General features: G+C 48.1%; 14 protein-coding genes. All 14 read right to left on the bottom strand.

Going from position 1 to position 17,407, the window contains the following annotated elements; translation table 11 throughout:
- Nucleotides 1-5: 5 nt before the first annotated feature.
- The 14 genes from D6024_RS20690 to D6024_RS20615 all read right to left on the bottom strand — a co-directional run bounded on the left by D6024_RS20690 (nucleotide 6) and on the right by D6024_RS20615 (nucleotide 17,382).
- The gene (locus tag D6024_RS20690) at nucleotides 6-854 is read right to left on the bottom strand and encodes a glycosyltransferase family A protein (RefSeq protein WP_121356705.1); all 849 of its coding nucleotides are present in this window, start codon (nucleotides 852-854) and stop codon (nucleotides 6-8) included.
- A gap of 36 nt (nucleotides 855-890) precedes the next feature.
- Complete coding sequence (locus D6024_RS20685; RefSeq protein ID WP_121356703.1) at nucleotides 891-1,730, bottom strand: glycosyltransferase family 2 protein; 840 nt, start codon at nucleotides 1,728-1,730, stop codon at nucleotides 891-893.
- 60 nt (nucleotides 1,731-1,790) lie between these two features.
- The gene (locus tag D6024_RS20680; protein WP_121356701.1) at nucleotides 1,791-2,627 is read right to left on the bottom strand and encodes a glycosyltransferase family 2 protein; all 837 of its coding nucleotides are present in this window, start codon (nucleotides 2,625-2,627) and stop codon (nucleotides 1,791-1,793) included.
- 96 nt (nucleotides 2,628-2,723) lie between these two features.
- On the bottom strand, nucleotides 2,724-3,248 hold the full coding sequence (locus D6024_RS20675) for a GNAT family N-acetyltransferase (RefSeq protein WP_121356699.1): 525 nt from the start codon (nucleotides 3,246-3,248) through the stop codon (nucleotides 2,724-2,726).
- On the bottom strand, nucleotides 3,245-4,204 hold the full coding sequence (locus D6024_RS20670; protein ID WP_121356698.1) for a hypothetical protein: 960 nt from the start codon (nucleotides 4,202-4,204) through the stop codon (nucleotides 3,245-3,247). Before D6024_RS20670 ends, D6024_RS20675 begins: the two co-directional genes overlap by 4 nt.
- Nucleotides 4,201-4,911 (bottom strand): WbqC family protein, encoded by a 711-nt coding sequence (locus tag D6024_RS20665; protein ID WP_121356697.1) that lies wholly within the window; start codon nucleotides 4,909-4,911, stop codon nucleotides 4,201-4,203. The genes D6024_RS20670 and D6024_RS20665 overlap by 4 nt, the downstream gene beginning before the upstream one ends.
- A gap of 122 nt (nucleotides 4,912-5,033) precedes the next feature.
- Nucleotides 5,034-6,245 carry an acyltransferase family protein gene (locus D6024_RS20660; RefSeq protein WP_121356695.1) on the bottom strand — a complete coding sequence of 404 codons (1,212 nt, stop codon included), beginning with the start codon at nucleotides 6,243-6,245 and terminating at the stop codon, nucleotides 5,034-5,036.
- Between the two features lie 95 nt (nucleotides 6,246-6,340).
- On the bottom strand, nucleotides 6,341-6,811 hold the full coding sequence (locus D6024_RS20655) for a GNAT family N-acetyltransferase (protein ID WP_121356693.1): 471 nt from the start codon (nucleotides 6,809-6,811) through the stop codon (nucleotides 6,341-6,343).
- On the bottom strand, nucleotides 6,792-7,505 hold the full coding sequence (locus D6024_RS20650; RefSeq protein WP_121356691.1) for a WbqC family protein: 714 nt from the start codon (nucleotides 7,503-7,505) through the stop codon (nucleotides 6,792-6,794). Before D6024_RS20650 ends, D6024_RS20655 begins: the two co-directional genes overlap by 20 nt.
- 1 nt (nucleotide 7,506) lies before the next feature.
- Nucleotides 7,507-8,586 carry a DegT/DnrJ/EryC1/StrS family aminotransferase gene (locus D6024_RS20645; RefSeq protein WP_121356689.1) on the bottom strand — a complete coding sequence of 360 codons (1,080 nt, stop codon included), beginning with the start codon at nucleotides 8,584-8,586 and terminating at the stop codon, nucleotides 7,507-7,509.
- A gap of 60 nt (nucleotides 8,587-8,646) precedes the next feature.
- Entirely contained in the window at nucleotides 8,647-10,443 is a 1,797-nt protein-coding gene (locus D6024_RS20640; RefSeq protein ID WP_121356688.1) for an ABC transporter ATP-binding protein, read from the bottom strand.
- Between the two features lie 168 nt (nucleotides 10,444-10,611).
- Nucleotides 10,612-12,978 carry a GumC family protein gene (locus D6024_RS20635; protein WP_121356686.1) on the bottom strand — a complete coding sequence of 789 codons (2,367 nt, stop codon included), beginning with the start codon at nucleotides 12,976-12,978 and terminating at the stop codon, nucleotides 10,612-10,614.
- Nucleotides 12,979-12,992: 14 nt separating this feature from the next.
- Complete coding sequence (locus tag D6024_RS20630) at nucleotides 12,993-13,772, bottom strand: polysaccharide biosynthesis/export family protein (RefSeq protein ID WP_121356685.1); 780 nt, start codon at nucleotides 13,770-13,772, stop codon at nucleotides 12,993-12,995.
- A 748-nt stretch (nucleotides 13,773-14,520) separates the two neighbouring features.
- Nucleotides 14,521-17,382, bottom strand: a complete 2,862-nt coding sequence (locus D6024_RS20615; protein WP_121356681.1) for a DEAD/DEAH box helicase — start codon at nucleotides 17,380-17,382, stop codon at nucleotides 14,521-14,523.
- Nucleotides 17,383-17,407: the final 25 nt, after the last annotated feature.

The following is a 17,407-nucleotide window of genomic DNA, read 5'->3' as shown; positions in this document are numbered from 1 at the left end:
AATGCTTATCCAAGCGTATACTTCACCAGCCGTAAATAATTTGATACCCGTTGCGGCCTGTACCGGATGGCTCTGACCAGGTGGCTCATCGCCGGTTTCCTTTGCCCGGCCTTGTAATTATAAAAGGCAATGACCGTATAGTTGTTGGATAATTCCCGCCGGTCCCATTTTTCGAAATACGGATGGAATTTGTTAACGAACCGCAGGCAATCGACCGTTAGTTCGCCCCATTGAGTCCTGGCCCTCTGCCCGTTGTGGATGTTGATCTGCACCAGGCACTGATCGATGGTCACGATCTTCAGGTGTGATTGATGCAGGTAAGGCAGCAGCGTATATCCCAACTGCGACTGCAAACCGCTGGGCATTTCCATATCGTAACCGCCCGACTCAAGGAACAGTTCCCGTTTGATGAATAAGGAACCGGCCGTAAACTTGACCTTCACTTTCTCGCCATAAACATTGATTGCATAAGGCGGTTCTTCAATGATGGTTCCATCCAACAACCTGCGGTTGGCGCCGGCACAGATAATACCAGTGTCTTCCCTGATGACGCCGGCCGCCGTTTCGAGCCAGTGCGGGTAGGCTTCGTCGTCACTGTCGAGAAATACAATGAAATCGCCTTTGGCTAGTGAAACACCGAAATTGCGGCTCTGCGCCCCTCCCGAATTTTCTTTTTTAAAATACCGGATCCGGCTGTCAGCTAAATAGTGTTGCACAACGCCTTCGGACCCGTCGGTAGATCCGTCATCGATAATAAGTAATTCCCAGTCGGGGCAGGTTTGCCGGATCACGCTTTCAATAGCGACGGGCAAAAGGTCTTCGCGGTTGTAGGTTGGAATGATAACACTAAACATGTTTCGAAATTTGTGTTGGGTCATAGCAGAGTCATGTCAGGCTAAAAGAAACCTGACACAATTGTAGACATCACGCTTTTTCAGACAGATTTTGGCATACATCTTTTTACGCCTGCGCAATTCCCTGTCGATCTCCTTTTTCTGCTCGTCGGTAAATGCGGCACTCTCTCTCATGATCTGCCGCGTTTCCAGTGCATGCCGGTATTGCCGCACTGCATTTTTTGTCGAGAACGTACCACCCGCATGTTTCCGGTAATGGGCGCCTACGAATCCAAGATCGGCAGCGCCGCCAAAACGGGCAAGCAGGCCAAAGACAAATGCGTCAGCACCCTTTACTGTCAGCAAATCATCTGGCATCTTTGGAATGCAGTGCCGGAAAACTGCCGACAAGGTTGGAATATGAATGTGAAAAATATCGCTGGGGCTGTACGTCTTGATCGTTTTAGATGGTGTTTTCTGCACTGTGATTTGGTCAGCATGGTTTACCACGTTTGCTTTATGGAAACTCAAAACAAATTCAGGATGCTGTTCTAAAAAATCCACCTGCTTTTGCAGTTTATACGGGTCGGTCCAGTAATCGTCGCCTTCACAGAACGCCACATAGGCCCCTTTAATCAGCGGGTAGCAAAACTCGTATGCATTTTTGCCGCCGCCCACATTTTTTGTGTGGTAAACGGGTTTGATCATATCGGGATATCGTTCTTCGAATTCGCGGACAACGGCCCGGGTGTTGTCGGTGGAGCAGTCCTCTCCGACGATCACCTCGATGGGAAAGGTGGTCTTCTGCATCACGATCCCTTCCAGGCACTGCCGGATATAGTTCTCGTGATTGTAGGTGATGACTAAAACAGAAAGTAAGGGTTGAATTGTTTTCATCGAACGATCGTTTGAAAAATTTCAGTTAGGTTGGTGGAAATGCAGTCTTTGTATCAGGACTCAGGTAAACGCCATTTTTATGGCATTTACGAAATCTTTTTTCTTCAGCATGGTTTTTAAAAAGCGCTTTTTCCGGATACGCATTTCCTTTTTTATTTCCTTCTTTTGGTCGCTGTCGTACAAATTCGAGTTGCGCACCTGTTTGAATCCGCTGATGACCATAAAGCTTTGCCCAGCTTTGGTCAGGCCCGAATAAAGGCCACCTGTATGTTGACGGTAGTTGGCGCCTACAAAGCCAAGGTCGGCTGCAGCACCGTAGCGGGAGAACAACCAAAAAAAGTAATATTCACCAAATAGCTTTTGCTCCAGGATCGCCTTTATGTCGATCTGGTGACAGTACCGGAAAACAACGGTCAATGTCGGAATGTGAACATGGAAAATATCTTTTGGGCGGTAAAGCGTTATGGAATTTTTGGGCAATTGTTCATAAATCATCCGGTTATCCTGGTCAACAATGCTACGTGGATGAAAGCAAAGGACGTAGTTCTGGTTTTGTTCCAGGAAATCCACCTGCTTTTGCAATTTGTACGGGTCGGTCCAGTAATCGTCGCCTTCACAAATGGCGATATATTTACCCTGCAATTTCGGATAGCAAAATTCAAAAAAATTTCTGCCTGCACCCACATTCGTTTGGTGATAAATTGGTTTAACAATTTCGGGATAGCGTTCTTCGAATTCGCGGACAACGGCCCGGGTGTTGTCGGTGGAGCAGTCCTCTCCGACGATCACCTCGATGGGAAAGGTGGTCTTCTGCATCACGATCCCTTCCAGGCACTGCCGGATGTAGTTCTCATGATTGTAGGTAACGGTTACGATGGACACGAGCGGTGGCGTCATTCGAAAGAATTTTTATTTTGGTTGCATTGCATTTATTAGCCGACGACACTGCCCTGTAGAAAGGCAATTTTTTTGCGTGCCGGCATTCAATTGACTCTATTGGGAAGTTGCGACTTCTTTCCGCGTTTTCTGCGAAAGCCAGGCTGTCCTTTCCATTGAAATTTTAACCCACGCAGCCGATTGCTCCACGGCGTCAAATCCACCTTTCTCCAGCATGCGGCGGGAGGCGCTGTGTTCCTTCCGGACAAAACCATATAACTTTTCCACCTGTAAAGTTTCAAATGCATAGTCAATGAGAAGTGCGCTGGCCTGGGTACCGATGCCCTTGCTCCAATAGGAAGGCTCGCCGATGAAAAGGCCTCCGTATTGCGCTTGCGACAGTTCGATGTTTTCCAAATGAATATTTCCAATGTATTGATTCGTTTCCTTCAGGCAAATGGCAAATCGCTTGTCAGTTGTTCGCCGCAACACGCCGGCCAGCCAGGCCGTTTCCATTTCCGACGTTATATGCTGGTCCGGCTTTGATCCGGTCAATTTCCAGATCTCCGGATTGTTGCGCCATTGGTAAGAAATTTGTGCATCGCTTATTTGCAAGGGCCGCAGGTAAATCAAATTACTCATAATAGTTGTTTTAGGATATCCACCATTCTGTTCATGTCGTCACAGTCATAACGGTGGTCGACAGGAAGCAGGAGCAGGTTCCTCGTAAGCATTTTTTCAAAGTCATATCCCGCAGAATCCCTTTCCAGGACGTCTTTCCAGAATGTTGGAATAAAAATATTTTCGCGGAAAAGTAATGTCTTGTCGATGGGCCGGTCGGGAAGAAAGGGGTAATACATGGGGACGGCTCTGTCGGGTAATGAAAGACTTAACTGATTGTACCCAGCCAGCAATGAATCCAGGTGAAGAAAATTCGACCGTCTTTTTTCCGCTACCTCCGAATAGTCAATTAAAGAAAGCAGGTGTTCACTTAACCGGGACATTGCTACCGCCTGGCCGTCACACCATACTTCATTTTCGAGGAATGAAACATACCCTTCCCGGACGTGGCCGTTAAAGCGTTTCACAAGGTGGTTGCAGGTATATTGTTCGTTGGGGGTTTGCAAAACCATTGTTTCAATACCATCCGGGGTATATAAAAATGAACCATCCGGAACACCGAAAAATTTTCTGCAGGAATTAAAAAACCAGGACTTGCCATTGCCAACGGTAAAAAAAGAAAGCGTGCAATCGACCAACAACCGGGGCCCAAGGCGCTCGGACAAGTGTTCTACGCAAGCCGTTTTGACCCCAAAATAATCCACATAAAGAACATATTCGTCCTGTTCCAGTACCGGCAAATGAGCGGGCTCCAGGTTTTCATCAAGGCTGTAAAATTTATAAGGAACACCTGCCATCGCAAACGATTCAAAAACGACCCCACAGATGTAAAACGGGATATAAACGCAGGAGGGCTTTGTTGTCGATAAAATCGCATACAAAGACGACCGGCCGCTTTTAAATGTGTAGGGTGTTTGATGGAAGCAGGCGTTGCCTTTTTTCAATTCCAATTCAAAGTACCCGCCTATTGGTTTCATGCGTAAGTAAACTTTGATAACAATGATTTTGTCTCATCCGCCGAGTTAAACATCAACACATCGATGATGGAAAGGTTGGGCTCAAAGAACCCGCGACTTTGATTGTATTCACCTATCTGCGGCGCCATAAATTGCAACGATACATTGCTGGACTGATACAGTTTCCGATTGAAGATTTCCATTCCGCCGCAAGGGTTCAGGTATTCCGTGCCACCCAATTGCTCGCAAATGCGCAAGGCCCACTGCCCCGGCGCATGAACATGCGAGTAATCAAGATTCATTTGAGAGGATATTTCTGTTTTGAAATGGATCCCGATATAAGAACAGACGCTCTGTAAGCACCACCCATTGAATCTTGCAATATTCGTTTCCGTGCAGGAAAAGCATGTTTTCAACAGGTCCAGCACTTCCTTGTAGTAAGGTGCTTTTTTTTTGTAATGGTCCAGTTGCCGGACGATCTTTTCCTTCCATCCGTTTTCGCTCACGACTTCAATGTCTTTGATCATCGCCCTGGAGGTATGACTGGCCAACTGCAGACTGATGTAACTGAAGCCCGGCCCTTCAGGTTTTAAAATCCGGTTCCGGTTAATCCAGCCATGCCGGATATACTGAACATCGTCAAGCAGGATAAACCGGTCCGCTGCGTTAATTAACTGGAAATACCCGATGTAGGGAAAAAAGTACGGCTGCATGATTGCAAGTTTCATAGGCAGACTGTTTTGCCGGCGACGCTGTCGGCGCACATTTTTTTTTGCAGTGAAAAACGTGACCTGCAACAAACAATAGTACGGCAGGAAGGCACCAGGAAAAAGATCAAATTCATTGACGTTTATGGATTCGCCGGGGCAACGGGTTTGGTGATTACACGCGACTGAACAACCCTATCATTCTGAGAGGGCACGCTGTCTAACGGGAATTCCACCGTTTCGCCGCTGATGACTTTTGAATAGATTTTTTTCTTCTGCAGGAACCGCTTTTCAAACAATTCATACGAAGCGATTGCCAGGACGAACGTGACGGCAAAACTGCCGGCATAAAGGAGAAACGTGTTACCAGGTGCGTAGGTCATAACCAGCCGAATGACCACGACAATGGCTATGGCATGGTACATATACAGGCCGTAAGAGATCTTACCCATGTAGCTAAACAGGCGATTTTCGAGAGATAAAATGGATCTCTTATTAGCCGCCAGGTTTAGGATAACCACGGCAAACAGCACCGCATAAAACTCAAAGAACAGCGGTTTGTAAACGGTGTAACCGCCAATTAACAAAAAAGCCATGAGTCCGTACAGTGCAATCTGTGTATACCTGCTAAAAACAACTGAAAGCACCCGGGTCTTCTTTTCAAACACGATCCAGGCGGCCAGCCCTCCGATAGCGATACAATCAATGCTGAACGTCCCCCAGAACGACGCAAAATGGGTCAGGCCGGCAGAGACGAAGCCGGCCTTTGTCAATGCCATCAATCCAAACTTTACAGCCAGGTAAATTCCAATGACACTCACCAAAACCTTGTGCGGCTGCCTGAACCGCTTCAAGATGAGAGGCCAAAGAACATAGCACTGCTCCTCCACGCCAATTGACCAGCTCTGCGAAGCAAAAGGAACAATCCCATAAAGAATAATAACGACATTGGGCAGGGCCAGCATGTATAAAAGCGTTTTAACCCCGAAATCGTTGTGCAGTTTTTCAGTGAGATTCGGCAGGTAGAAATAATCAATGTGCGGAAACACAAACAGGCTTAACCCAATGACAAGATAATACAAGGGCCAGATCCGCAGAGCACGACGGATATAAAACTTCTTAAGATCGACAGAGCCCGTTTCTTTTTTTTCCTGCATTAACAGGTAGGTGATCAGAAAGCCACTCAGCACGTAAAACGACGTGATACTCAGATTGCCCATTGCGCTTAAAAAGAAATTTTTGAAATGATTCGGCATGTTGAAAATGCCTTTGACCTGCTCGATATGATAACAGATCACAAACAAAGAAGCAACGAAACGTAAACCAAAACAATTCGGGAAATAAACTTTTGTCATGAGCAGTCAATTAATGGTTAAGCTGTTCCCGGTAGAGTCGGATTGAATTTTGCTTTCGAAGCCATCGTGTTACGGATTATTGCCTGCAACCCGCTTTAGTCAAGTAACTTTTGCAGTACATAAAAATCGCCCTTGTCTTCCTTGATGGCAAATCCCAGCTTTTCACACATTTTGAAGGACTCTATGTTGTCCTTGTACACGTCGGCTTCCACCGTGTCACAGCCGTTCAGTTTCGAAAAACGAAATGCGGTTTCCATCAGGAAATAGCCGACGCCCCTTCGCCGTTGATCGGCAGCAACGGCCAGCATTGAAAAAAAAGCCCTTTTGTTTTCGAGATCATTGCAGTAAAAAGCAATCACGCCTTTAATGCATCCCTTCTCTAAAAAAGGAATAATAACGGCATGAGCAAATAACTTGTCTAGATATGATGCCAGGTCAACCCCTGCCGGAAGGAACGGCTTTTCTTTTTGCGTTTCCGCAATAAAAGCATGAATTTCTTCCTTCATGCCGGCACTGGCGAGAGTGGCGTTCTCCGCTTCCCTGTTTTCATAAAAGCCGGTATTCATTGAGCATTGTTTTTATTTCGGCCGGGGAATTGAACATCATGACATCGATGATTGACAATCCCGGTTCAAAGCCTCCATTGCGTTGGTCGTAAACGCCGAGGTCGGGTTGTAAAAATTCCAATTCCACGCCGTGCTGCCTGAAGTTCTCCTTGCTGTAAAGGTTTATGCCGCCCGGTGGGTTGATCAGCCTGGAGGCGCCGATCTGCTGGCACATTTTAATTCCGCGATCCTCCTTGTCAGTAACGGTTGAATAATCAAAATCCAACTCGGAAGAAATCTCTACGTTGAACGGTATACCGAGATAGTCACACACGACTTTAAAAAAGCTTCCATTCAATTTGGTAATGTTTCTTTCCGTGGAACGAAAACATTCCTGCAACACGTTGCACACATCGCGGTAAAACGGCGCCATCTTTTTGTAGTGCTCGACCTGCCCCAGTATCCTGCGTTTCCAGTCGCCATTTTCCACGATCTGGATGTCTTTGATCAGCGTGTTCAATCGCAGTTTATGCTTCCCGATCGGAAGGATAATGTACTGCCACCCACCGTTTGGCTTCAGGATCCGGTTGCGGTGTATCCAACCGGCCTGTATGTGTTGCAATTCATCCACCAGGATGAACCTGTCGACGGCATTGATGATCTGAAACTGTCCGATGTAGGGAAAAAAGTACGGCTGCATCAGGGCGATCGTCATCCTAATAATTTTGAACTCTTAACATGATGCGGATAACCAGGTGCAGTTCTTCTTTCGACAGGTCGTTGTGCAGGGGAAGGCACAAAACGCGTTTTGAAATATCCAGGCAATTCTCGCATTCGCACCTGTCGACAAACGACAGGGTGTGCAGCGACGGATAAAAATACCGCCTCGGAAAAATCCAGTGCGCATTCAGCATCTCTACCATTCGCACCAGCAAGTCCTCCGAAGGAAGTATAATGGGATAATAGGCATGATTGTATTGGGTATTTTTTTGAATCACCTGCTGCTTCATGTCAAGCCCTTTCAACATTTCGGTGTAATACGCGAAAAGCTCCCTGCGTTTTTCCAGGATGGCATCGGCATATTTCAAATTTACCAGTCCCATCGCCGCATGCAGCTCGCAGTTTTTCCCGTTGATACCGAGACAGGCAAACTCCTCCGGGCCATTGAAACCGAAATTGCGCATGAAAGCCATCTTCTTCAACAACTCTGGACAGGAAGTAAAGACAGCTCCGCCTTCGATCGTATGATACAACTTGGTAGCATGAAAACTGGCAACGCTGATATCGCCATAACCGTATACTGATTTGCCTTTGTATTTGGTGCCAAAACAATGTGCGGCATCATAAATGACTTTCAGATTGTGCTTTTGCGCTAAGGCATCAATGGCATCGATATCGCAGGGATTGCCATAGACATGCGTTGCCAGGATCGCCGATGTGTGGGGTGTGATGGCATCCTCAATCTTCGAAACATCGATGTTGAGCGTTTCGGGACAGATATCCACAAAGACAGGTTTGCACCCTTCCCATAGAATGCTGCTGGTGGTGGCAATAAACGAAAACGGCGTGGTGATGATCTCACCATGAAGATCCAGTGCCCTGATTGCGATTTGCAACGCAATCGTTCCGCTCGAGAGGTACAAAATATGGGGCAGGTCAAGGTACTGCTTAAGCCTTAACTCCAGTTCATTCACGAGTGGGCCATTGTTGGTAAGCCACTGGCGGTCCCAGATGTCTTTTACATACGGCTGGTATTCTTCAATCGGCGGAAGAAAAGGTTTGGTGACGGGGATCATATGCAGTTGATTTCTTTTGGAAGCAGGCAAACGATAAAAACGGCGATGCGCTGAAACGAATTAAACCGCCTGTAAGGAGACCATTTTCCGGAACCGGGAAGATTTGCTGATCATCTCGTCGAAAGTTCCGGAAGCCAGGATTTTCCCTTCATCGATCAGGTAAATGATGTCGGCGCTTTTGATAGTAGACAACCGGTGGGCAATCAATACCATGGTATACGTGCCGTGCAACTGGTTGATATTTTGCTGGATGACTTTTTCCGTTTCCGAATCAAGGGCAGACGTAGCTTCATCCAGGATCAGTAACTCGCAATTTTTGAACAATTCCCGTGCAATAGAAATTCGCTGTTTTTGCCCGCCGGAGATGAGGATGCCATTGTCGCCAACCCGTGTAAATTCTTTTTCCGGAAGCGCATCGATGAACTCCTGCAGCGAAGCCATTTCCACCGCCTTGTAAAATCGTTCCCGGTTTTCTTTCGTGGGTTCGGCCCAAAAGGTGATGTTGTTATAAATGCTGTCGTTAAAAACAACCGACTCCTGGGAGATGTAGCCGATTTTTTGCCGGTAGCTGCCCAGGTCGAATTTGGTCAGGGGCACGTCATCGACCAATACTTTACCCTCGGATGGTACAAACAGGCCCGCGATGACATTGGCAATCGACGTTTTACCCGACCCGCTTTCACCGATAAGCGCAATGGTTTGTTTGGAGGGTATTTCAATGTTGATCCCATCCAACGCTTTTACTTTATTGTAGTTGAGACTTACATTTTGTAAGAGCAACTGTTGGTGAATGCCCGTGAATGGCCGGCCGGCCGGCACTTCCTGTTCGGCGGCCATCTGCAACGCATCCCGCGACACGGCATGCATACCGCCAATGTTTTCAATGAATGCCTGCCAGTCGTTTTGGACCTGCACCAAAAAACTCAGCGCCCGGTAAAAAAGCAGCAGGCTCAATAAAATCGTATTCAGCCCGGTTCCCATCCAGTTGATCTGGAGAAGAATCACCAGGCTTACAATGGTGATGGTAATGGGCTCTTTAATGCTTAATACGATCGCTTTCATGTTGCCCATCTTCCGGTTTAAGCCCTCGTAATGATCAAGCACGTTTTTAAGCTTATCCGCATATTTTGAAAACGTGTTGGTTGCTTTCAGGTATTTGAAAGAATGCACGGCCTGGATGAGAAAGCCAACGACCTCTGTACCTTTCTTCGACAATTCGATCGACGCATTTTTGGTGCGCCGGTATATCCGCTTATAGATGGTGCTGAAGAGTGCTGAACCCAAAAAAACAAGCAGCGCAAACTGGTAATTGGCCAGAAATGCCAGCACGATATAGGTAGACAGCATAAAGAAATACTGCGCCGCATTGAAGTAAGATGTCATGGCGAGGAACAGGCGGGACACTTCCAGCGTGAACGTATTTTGGATCCGGCCGGCATCCATCCGTAAAAAGGCGCTGTAACTGAGGCCCTGTAAATCATCGATCAACTGGTAACGGATACGGTTGATAACTCTTTGCCGCATGCCGGCGTAATAGGTTAATTGCAGAAACTTCAACAGGCCTTTCAAAAAAAACAGCGCGGCGATAACGGCCAGCACGGCGGTGATGTTCAGATCGAAACCCAGGCCGCGAATAAACTTGATGATAAACTGAAACTGGCCCAACGATTTTCCACCATCGACCTGTTTGTGTTCATCACTGACAAATTCCAGCAAGGGGATGAACATGGCAAGTCCCAAACCATCCATGACACTGATCAGGATACTCAGCCCCAGGTAGATAAAAATGCCGTTTCCCACCAACCGGTGATAGAAAGAAAAATAGCCGATGAAATTGTTACGAAAAGAGAGTTTCATTTTGCCTGTCTTACAAAATTTTCCAAACCGGTTTTACGTCTCCAGTACAGATCCGATGAATAAATGTTTAAAAAATTGGATGGCACGACCTACCACTTCTGCTTGCGCAGCCTTTGATTGAAGAACGGGAAAACAACGTGGATTTGCAGCCATAGCAGGTTGTCAGAATCAGACAACTCTTTCTTTATTGACACCAGCGATTTTCCTGACCTTTTTGGGCTCTTTCGGATAGCCATAACCATAACTGAAATCGTTGCCGTAATTGTATTCCTTTTTGTTCTCGATGCCATTGACGACCAGGTTGATCGAGGGAAGCTTGTGCTCTGCATGGAGTTTATTGATCAATTTCAGTGCAGAGCGTTGCGTGAAATTGTGCCGGATAACAAAAAATGACATGTCGGCAAGTTTACCCAGTGTCAGTGCATCCGACACGGGTGCGACCGGGGGCGTATCAATCACAACGATATCGAACAATTGCTTCAAATAAGTAAACAGGTCATCCATCCGTTCATTCAAAATCAGCTCGCCTGTATTGGGCTGCAAGGGCGTTCCGGCACTGATGAAGAACAGGTTCTCGGCGTGCGACAGGGGCTGAATGACCGACTGCATATCACTCTCTCCGGTCAGGAAATTGGTCATGCCCTTTGTTTGTTCCAGCCCCAGCTTTCGCGATAAGCCCGGGTCACGCAGGTCCATGTCCAGGAGAACCACCCGCTTGTTGCTGATGGAAAGACCCGTGGCAAGGTTCAGGCTCACAAAGCTTTTCCCTTCTTCGCTGACTGAGGAGGTCACCAAAAGCACCTTCGGTGCGGGACCATGTAAAAGATAAGATATGTTGGTGCGCAGGGTGCGGAACTGCTCGGCCTCCGACGTTGCCGCCGACGCCGAGATAACGATTTCATTGCCGCGTTTTGTTTTGCCAATCTCCCCGGCGATGGGCAGGGAAGTTAGCAGTTCAACGTCTTTACGGGTCTCGATTTTTTTGTTTAGCAGCAGGCGAATAAGCACCACCGATGCAGGAACTACAAGACCGATAACCAGTGCTGCGATGTAGATGATGAAAGGCTGCGGCGTCTGCGCATTGTTGATCGTTGTGTCGACGATCCGCGACTCGGCGATTTCTTTGGAAGCCAATTGAATGTTTTTGTCTTCTTTGCGCTGGAGCAGGAAATTGTATAATGACTGTTTAATATTGAGTACCCGGTTCACCTGTACATAATCTTTTTCTTTTTCCGGCATCTCAACAAACCGTCCGGTTGTCAGGGCTTCCTGCGAAGCCAGGAACTGGTCGCTGGCGTTAACTTCCCGGCGGGCATTTTTGATGGCTTGGGAAATGTTCATCCGGGCATCTTCGATCTGTGCATTGATGGCCGATAGCCTGGGATCCTGCGGAGCGCCATTTTCCTGGATTTTCTTTTTCTCGGCAATCAGTTGATTGTACTTTTCAATTCGTCCTGCAATGAGTGGATCTTCCGTACCGCCCACATTGGCAAGTGTCAGATCGCGGCCGTTCATATCCCGCATATTGGCTTCCACCAGGTTCAAATAACTTTTTTTCAGCTCATTGTCATTCCGCTTCGAGTCGATCACCGACAGGCTGCCCAAAAGCTGGTTGGCCTTGGCCGACACTTCCGTCACCTTGTTCTGGACTTTGAAATTTTTGACGGTGTTTTCCTGCTGTTCCAGTTCGGCCCGAACGGTGATGAGCCGGTCATTAAGAAAGTCCATTTCCTTCCGGAGTGCCTGGTTGCTGAAATCCGTATTGTCCTTGTCGTAACAATGGATCAACACGTCAATGAACTGTTTGGCACGTGAGGGCAATTCGTCTTTTACCGCAACTTCAAGCATACCCACGGCCGTTTTGGAAGCGGGGGCCACCTTTAGCCGTGAACGATACCGTTCGATAGTGCCTGAACGATCGTACAGGTGAAGCACATATGTTCCGCCGATGGCCGAAGACGGCATTTTACGCAGAAGCGTAAGTGTGTCGCCATTGATGATGAGAGGTTCCTCATACCGGCCGGTCAACTCGTTTTTCCCATCTTTTATTCTATAGCTTTCGTTGGACAATGCAAGAATGTACAAGGCTTTTTTTGCCTCGGCATCGGCCCGCCCGAGACGCAGTTCCACCGGCAATACATCCATGCCGATTGCCTGGTTCCGTACATTTCCTTTTTTCTCTGCCGCCACATACAGGCAAAGCGAATCAACGACTTTCCCCACCAGCGTGCTGGACTGGAGTTTAAAGATCTCGTTCCCCGGATCGGAGAGGCTGCTGCTAAGCATCTGGCCGGTCCCCGGCGAGGCAAACGGCGAGCCGCCAATCATGGCAATGTTATCGGAGGGCTCCTTTAATTGTATATAGGTCGAAACCTGGTACAGCGGCATTGTATAGCGCAGGTAGAGGTAGGCGAGGCCAAGAAGAAGGCCGACACTCATGATCAGCCAGATAGAATTCTTCCCCAGCTTTACAAAATATCGTTTGATATCAAAGCCTTTGCTTTCTTCTTCCTCTTCCAGGAGTTTGTAATCCATGAAGGTTGTATTTGTCAGTTTCGAAATAATGTAACGGCGATGCTGAGCACACCGACGACAATGGAAAAAATAGAAGCGACGTAACCAAAATTCTCTTTGGCAAGGGCACTTGGTCTGGCCTGTATGTAAAAGACATCGTTGTGCTTGACATAGAACACGTCCTTGTTTGTCAGAACGTCTTTTGTCCGCAAATCAATCCTGCGGATTGTTCGCTGCCCGTTGTAGTCGCGGTACAAAAGCACATCGTATTTTTTGGCCGAATTCGGAAGGTCACCGGCAGAACCCAGCGCCTCAAACAAGGTTGTTCGCTGCATGGAAAGCGTGTGTGTGCCCGGGCTCCGCACCTCGCCCAGGATGGTCACTTTGAATGTATTGTAACGAACCTCGATCATGGGTTCTTTCAAGTAAGGAGTTACGAGCTTTTTCAGGTTTTCCTTTAACTGGTCGGCGGTACTGCCGGTTGCCCTGACTTTGCCCAGGATTGGGAATTCAAGATTTCCGCTGTCGTCAACAAGGTATGTACCGGCTGTCGGACTGCTGGCACTACCCTGCACTTTGTTGAAAAAACCAGCGGCCTCACTTGACCTGGCAGAAATACCGATCTCCAAAAGGTCGCCATTTTCAATCACCCGGCCTTCAGGAGCCAAAGGCGGAAGATGGATGAGCGCGGAGTCGGGCAGATCGGTGAAGTAGTTTATCTTTTTTGATGACGTACACGAACTCGCCGCAATGGCAACGGCGAAGGCAAAAAGGGCAAACACAAGTGTTTTCAAGAGCGAGAGGTTTATTTGCATGTTACGGTTTATCGCTGCTTTCTGCACTGCCGGTCAGCAATGCACGGAGTACATCAAACGGCACAGATCCGGTTTTGCAACGTTTCTGACGGCAGGCACACATCGTTCCAGAAGCAATGGCTTCAACGTTGCAGAAAAAAAAGGCAATTAAAATGGAAAACGGTTGAGGAAAGGAAAAGCCTTCGGCCTCCTCAGTCACATACACCTGTCCCATCAGTGAACAGACCGGTAACTGAGCATAGAAGACTAACAAGGATGGACGGCTGGATATTCATTATAAACATGCATATTAATGCAAGTGATGAAAGGTCATGGGCATACGGGTTAATCACCAGAAACCAATTCATGCAGATGCACTTCTGCAGATGTCAATAATAAAATCTGATTGCAGTTTAAGTAGGGCCTTGATCTGTTTTGGTTAAAATAGGAGACAAAATGCAACGCGAATGGAGTTTCGGAAGGATATAAGAGTAAAGCAGTTAATAAGGCAACAAAATAAGAATGTTCATATGAAAAACCAAATTTTTACACCGAAAACGATACGCAATTTTCATTCAGCAAAAGAATACTGCTTGCAGAAAAAATGTTTTATTCATGAACTGCTGAATGAAGTGATGCAGGTAAAAAAGGCCGGCGAGACCGACCTGTTTCCGGTTTGTCAAACGACTAAATTAAATGGGAAGAAAAGTATTGGGAGCCGGGTTCATTCGCCGAAATTTTTCTGCGATCCGGAGCGGATAAGCCGGGTCTACGCAAACAGGTAGGCTATCTCCTCTTCATCGAGGTTTTTGACAAAATCTTCTTCCGCGGTGATCAACTCTTCCGCCAGTTGCTTTTTGCGTTGCTGCAATTCAAGAATTTTTTCTTCGATCGTGTTTCTGCAAACCAGTTTGTAGGAGAATACATTTCGTGTTTGACCGATGCGGTGTGTCCGGTCGATCGCCTGTTGCTCAACAGCCGTATTCCACCAGGGATCAAACAGGAAGACATAGTCGGCAGCGGTCAGCGTTAACCCCGCGTTGCCGGCCTTCAGGCTAATGAGAAATAGCTGTGGCGCTTCTTTGTTTTCCTGGAAATCCTGCACCATTTGCGCTCTTTTTTCTGCCGGTGTGCGGCCGTCGAGCAGGAAATACGCCATGCCTTTTTTGTCGCATTCACCGGCCAGCAGTTGCAGCATGCTGCTGAACTGTGAGAATACCAGGACTTTGTGATTTCCAAGCAGGCGTTGTATCTCACTGAGCAAGTTCTCTGTTTTCGCGGACTCTAACCGGCCGCCATGTTCTTCCTGCGAAAGCAGCCGCGGGTCGTTGCAGATTTGCCGCAGCTTTAGCATTCCCTGTAAGACGGCCAACTTTGTCTTGCCAAGCCCCTGGCTTTGGATATCCCGGAACAAATGGCTGCGGATCTGGTCTTTGATCTCGTGGTAAAGCTCTTCCTGTGCAGGTCCCATGGTGCACCACATTACCGTTTCTGTCTTTGGTGGCAGGTCGGTGGCCACCTGCTCTTTGGTACGCCGGAGAATAAAGGGAGCCGTGAGCCGCTGAAGCACCTTGATCTTCGCTTCATCGCCATAGCGGTCGATAGCGTCGGCATACTCCCGCTTAAAAAATTCCCGTGAACCGAGCAGGCCTGGGATGGCAAAACTGAGCTGCGAATAAAGGTCGAATGTATTGTTGATCACCGGTGTGCCGCTCAGCGCAATTCGCACCTTTCCTTCGAGCTGCTGTACAATGCGGGTGATCTGCGCCGAAGGATTTTTGATGTTGTGGCTTTCGTCAATGACGACAATGCCAAATGCCTGCGCAAGCACCAACTCACTGTTGCTCCGCAGCGTACCGTAACTGGTTATGACGACCTGGGCTTCACCGTTTACCTGCCGGTTGGCCCCATGGCAAACGTCCACACGAAGTCCCGGCGCAAATTTCTTCAATTCATTCTGCCAGTTGTAAACCAGCGAGGTGGGACAAACGATCAGGTGCTGCAGGTCCGGGTGTTGTTCGCTATACCAGGCAAGAAAGCAGATGGTTTGCAAGGTTTTCCCAAGCCCCATGTCATCGGCCAGGCAGGCGCCGGCGCCAAGCTTCGCCAGCAAGACAAGCCACTCAAAGCCTTTCTGCTGGTAGGGACGCAACGTTGCATTCACGGTCGATGGAAGTGTAAACAATGGGGCTTCGCTGTTTTGCCATTGCCGCCATTGTTCCCACCACGATGCATCGGCAGGCGGCGCCCATCCGACTTCTGCGCCGGATGATTCCGGCTCCCGCAATGCGATGAACTTCGAAACCTGCAGCCCGCCCTCACGTACCGTTCCGTGTTTGAGAAGGGTCCCGTAGTTTTCAAGCCATTCATCGCTTAACACGCCAAGACTGCCATCCTTTAAAACAACGGCCCGCTGCCCGGCATGCATGGCTTTTTGCAGCACAGACAAGGGAACAGCTTCTTTTCCAAAATATACCGACAGGCGAAGATGAACACGGCTACCCTGCTCCTTCTCGACCGTGAGGGTGGTTTCTGCTTTGTGGGGCGAATAGCGGAAGTGCCGCAGCAGGTCCATGCCTGCCACCTCCACATTGCTATCCAGCAACTGGTAATAGGTTTTGATGAACCACTGCTTTTTTTGTGCTTCTGCAAACGGGAGATAAAAATACCCGTTATGCTGGTTGGCGAAATTGGGATGTAACGACGATAGCTGCGCAAACAATTGGTTCTCGGTTCCGCGGTGGCGCTCCACCACGACGCGTTCCCCCTTCAGCGTTATTTCCTGCGTTTCTCTCCACGGCCCGTCGATCAAAATCCCGTCATACAACCACTGCGGTGTCAGGAGGAGGAAGGCGTTATTGAGTTCTGAAAAAACCACCCGGCTGGCCGGAAGGCCGTCCACTTTTTTCTCTTCCAGCAAACCGTTCCGGTTCACCGTGTAATCCGCTTCAATCCGCGAAAGAATTTTTGCCACGAAAGCCTCCTGTTCCAGGCCTTCGCCCAGGTTGCGGTCCAGCCATTCCAGCGTTTGGTAATCCGTGTACGAGAGAAGCAGGTATTCGTTTTCTTTCTCCAGGAAAAAAGCGGTCCGGTTAAATGCACCAAGCTCGGAAACGGCTTCCTGCAGAACAATGACATTCTTCACAAGAAAACGGTTACCGGTTTTAACCACTTCGAATTGCAGCCTGGGCTTTTGCGCCTGAAATGTACAGGGCTGGGTCTGGAAAAATTTTCCACCCGGCTTGCGGGTCTTATGGTAGCATTTTACACCGGCTAAAAAAGGCAGCAGCTCCTTAAACTGCTGGTGCAGGTGACGAAGCATTGCCTGGGGCAGGAATACGGACAGGGGAATACCGGCTTTTTGCTTTTTGTAACGCACCTCCACGTCTTTTTGCAACGCCGCCAGGCTTTCGGGTTGAAATTGTAAAAGCTGCGACTGGCCAGCTTCCGGGATTGCCGCAAAATGTTGCTGCACCTCCCGCCTGTTGAGGCCTGAAACGGTATAATCAATCTTGCCGTCATTTTTTTTGATGTGCAGCAGGCTGAGAACAGCAAAGCGCTGCAACAGTTCTTCCGGTACAAACAACAAAACAACCCTGGCTTCTTTCTTTACTGTCAGATCACGATTCATAGGATAGTTGCGAAACGCAAATTTT

This window comes from Flavisolibacter nicotianae (assembly GCF_003628535.1).
GTDB lineage: Bacteria > Bacteroidota > Bacteroidia > Chitinophagales > Chitinophagaceae > Flavisolibacter > Flavisolibacter nicotianae.
This window is presented reverse-complemented; position numbering and strand designations above follow the sequence as displayed.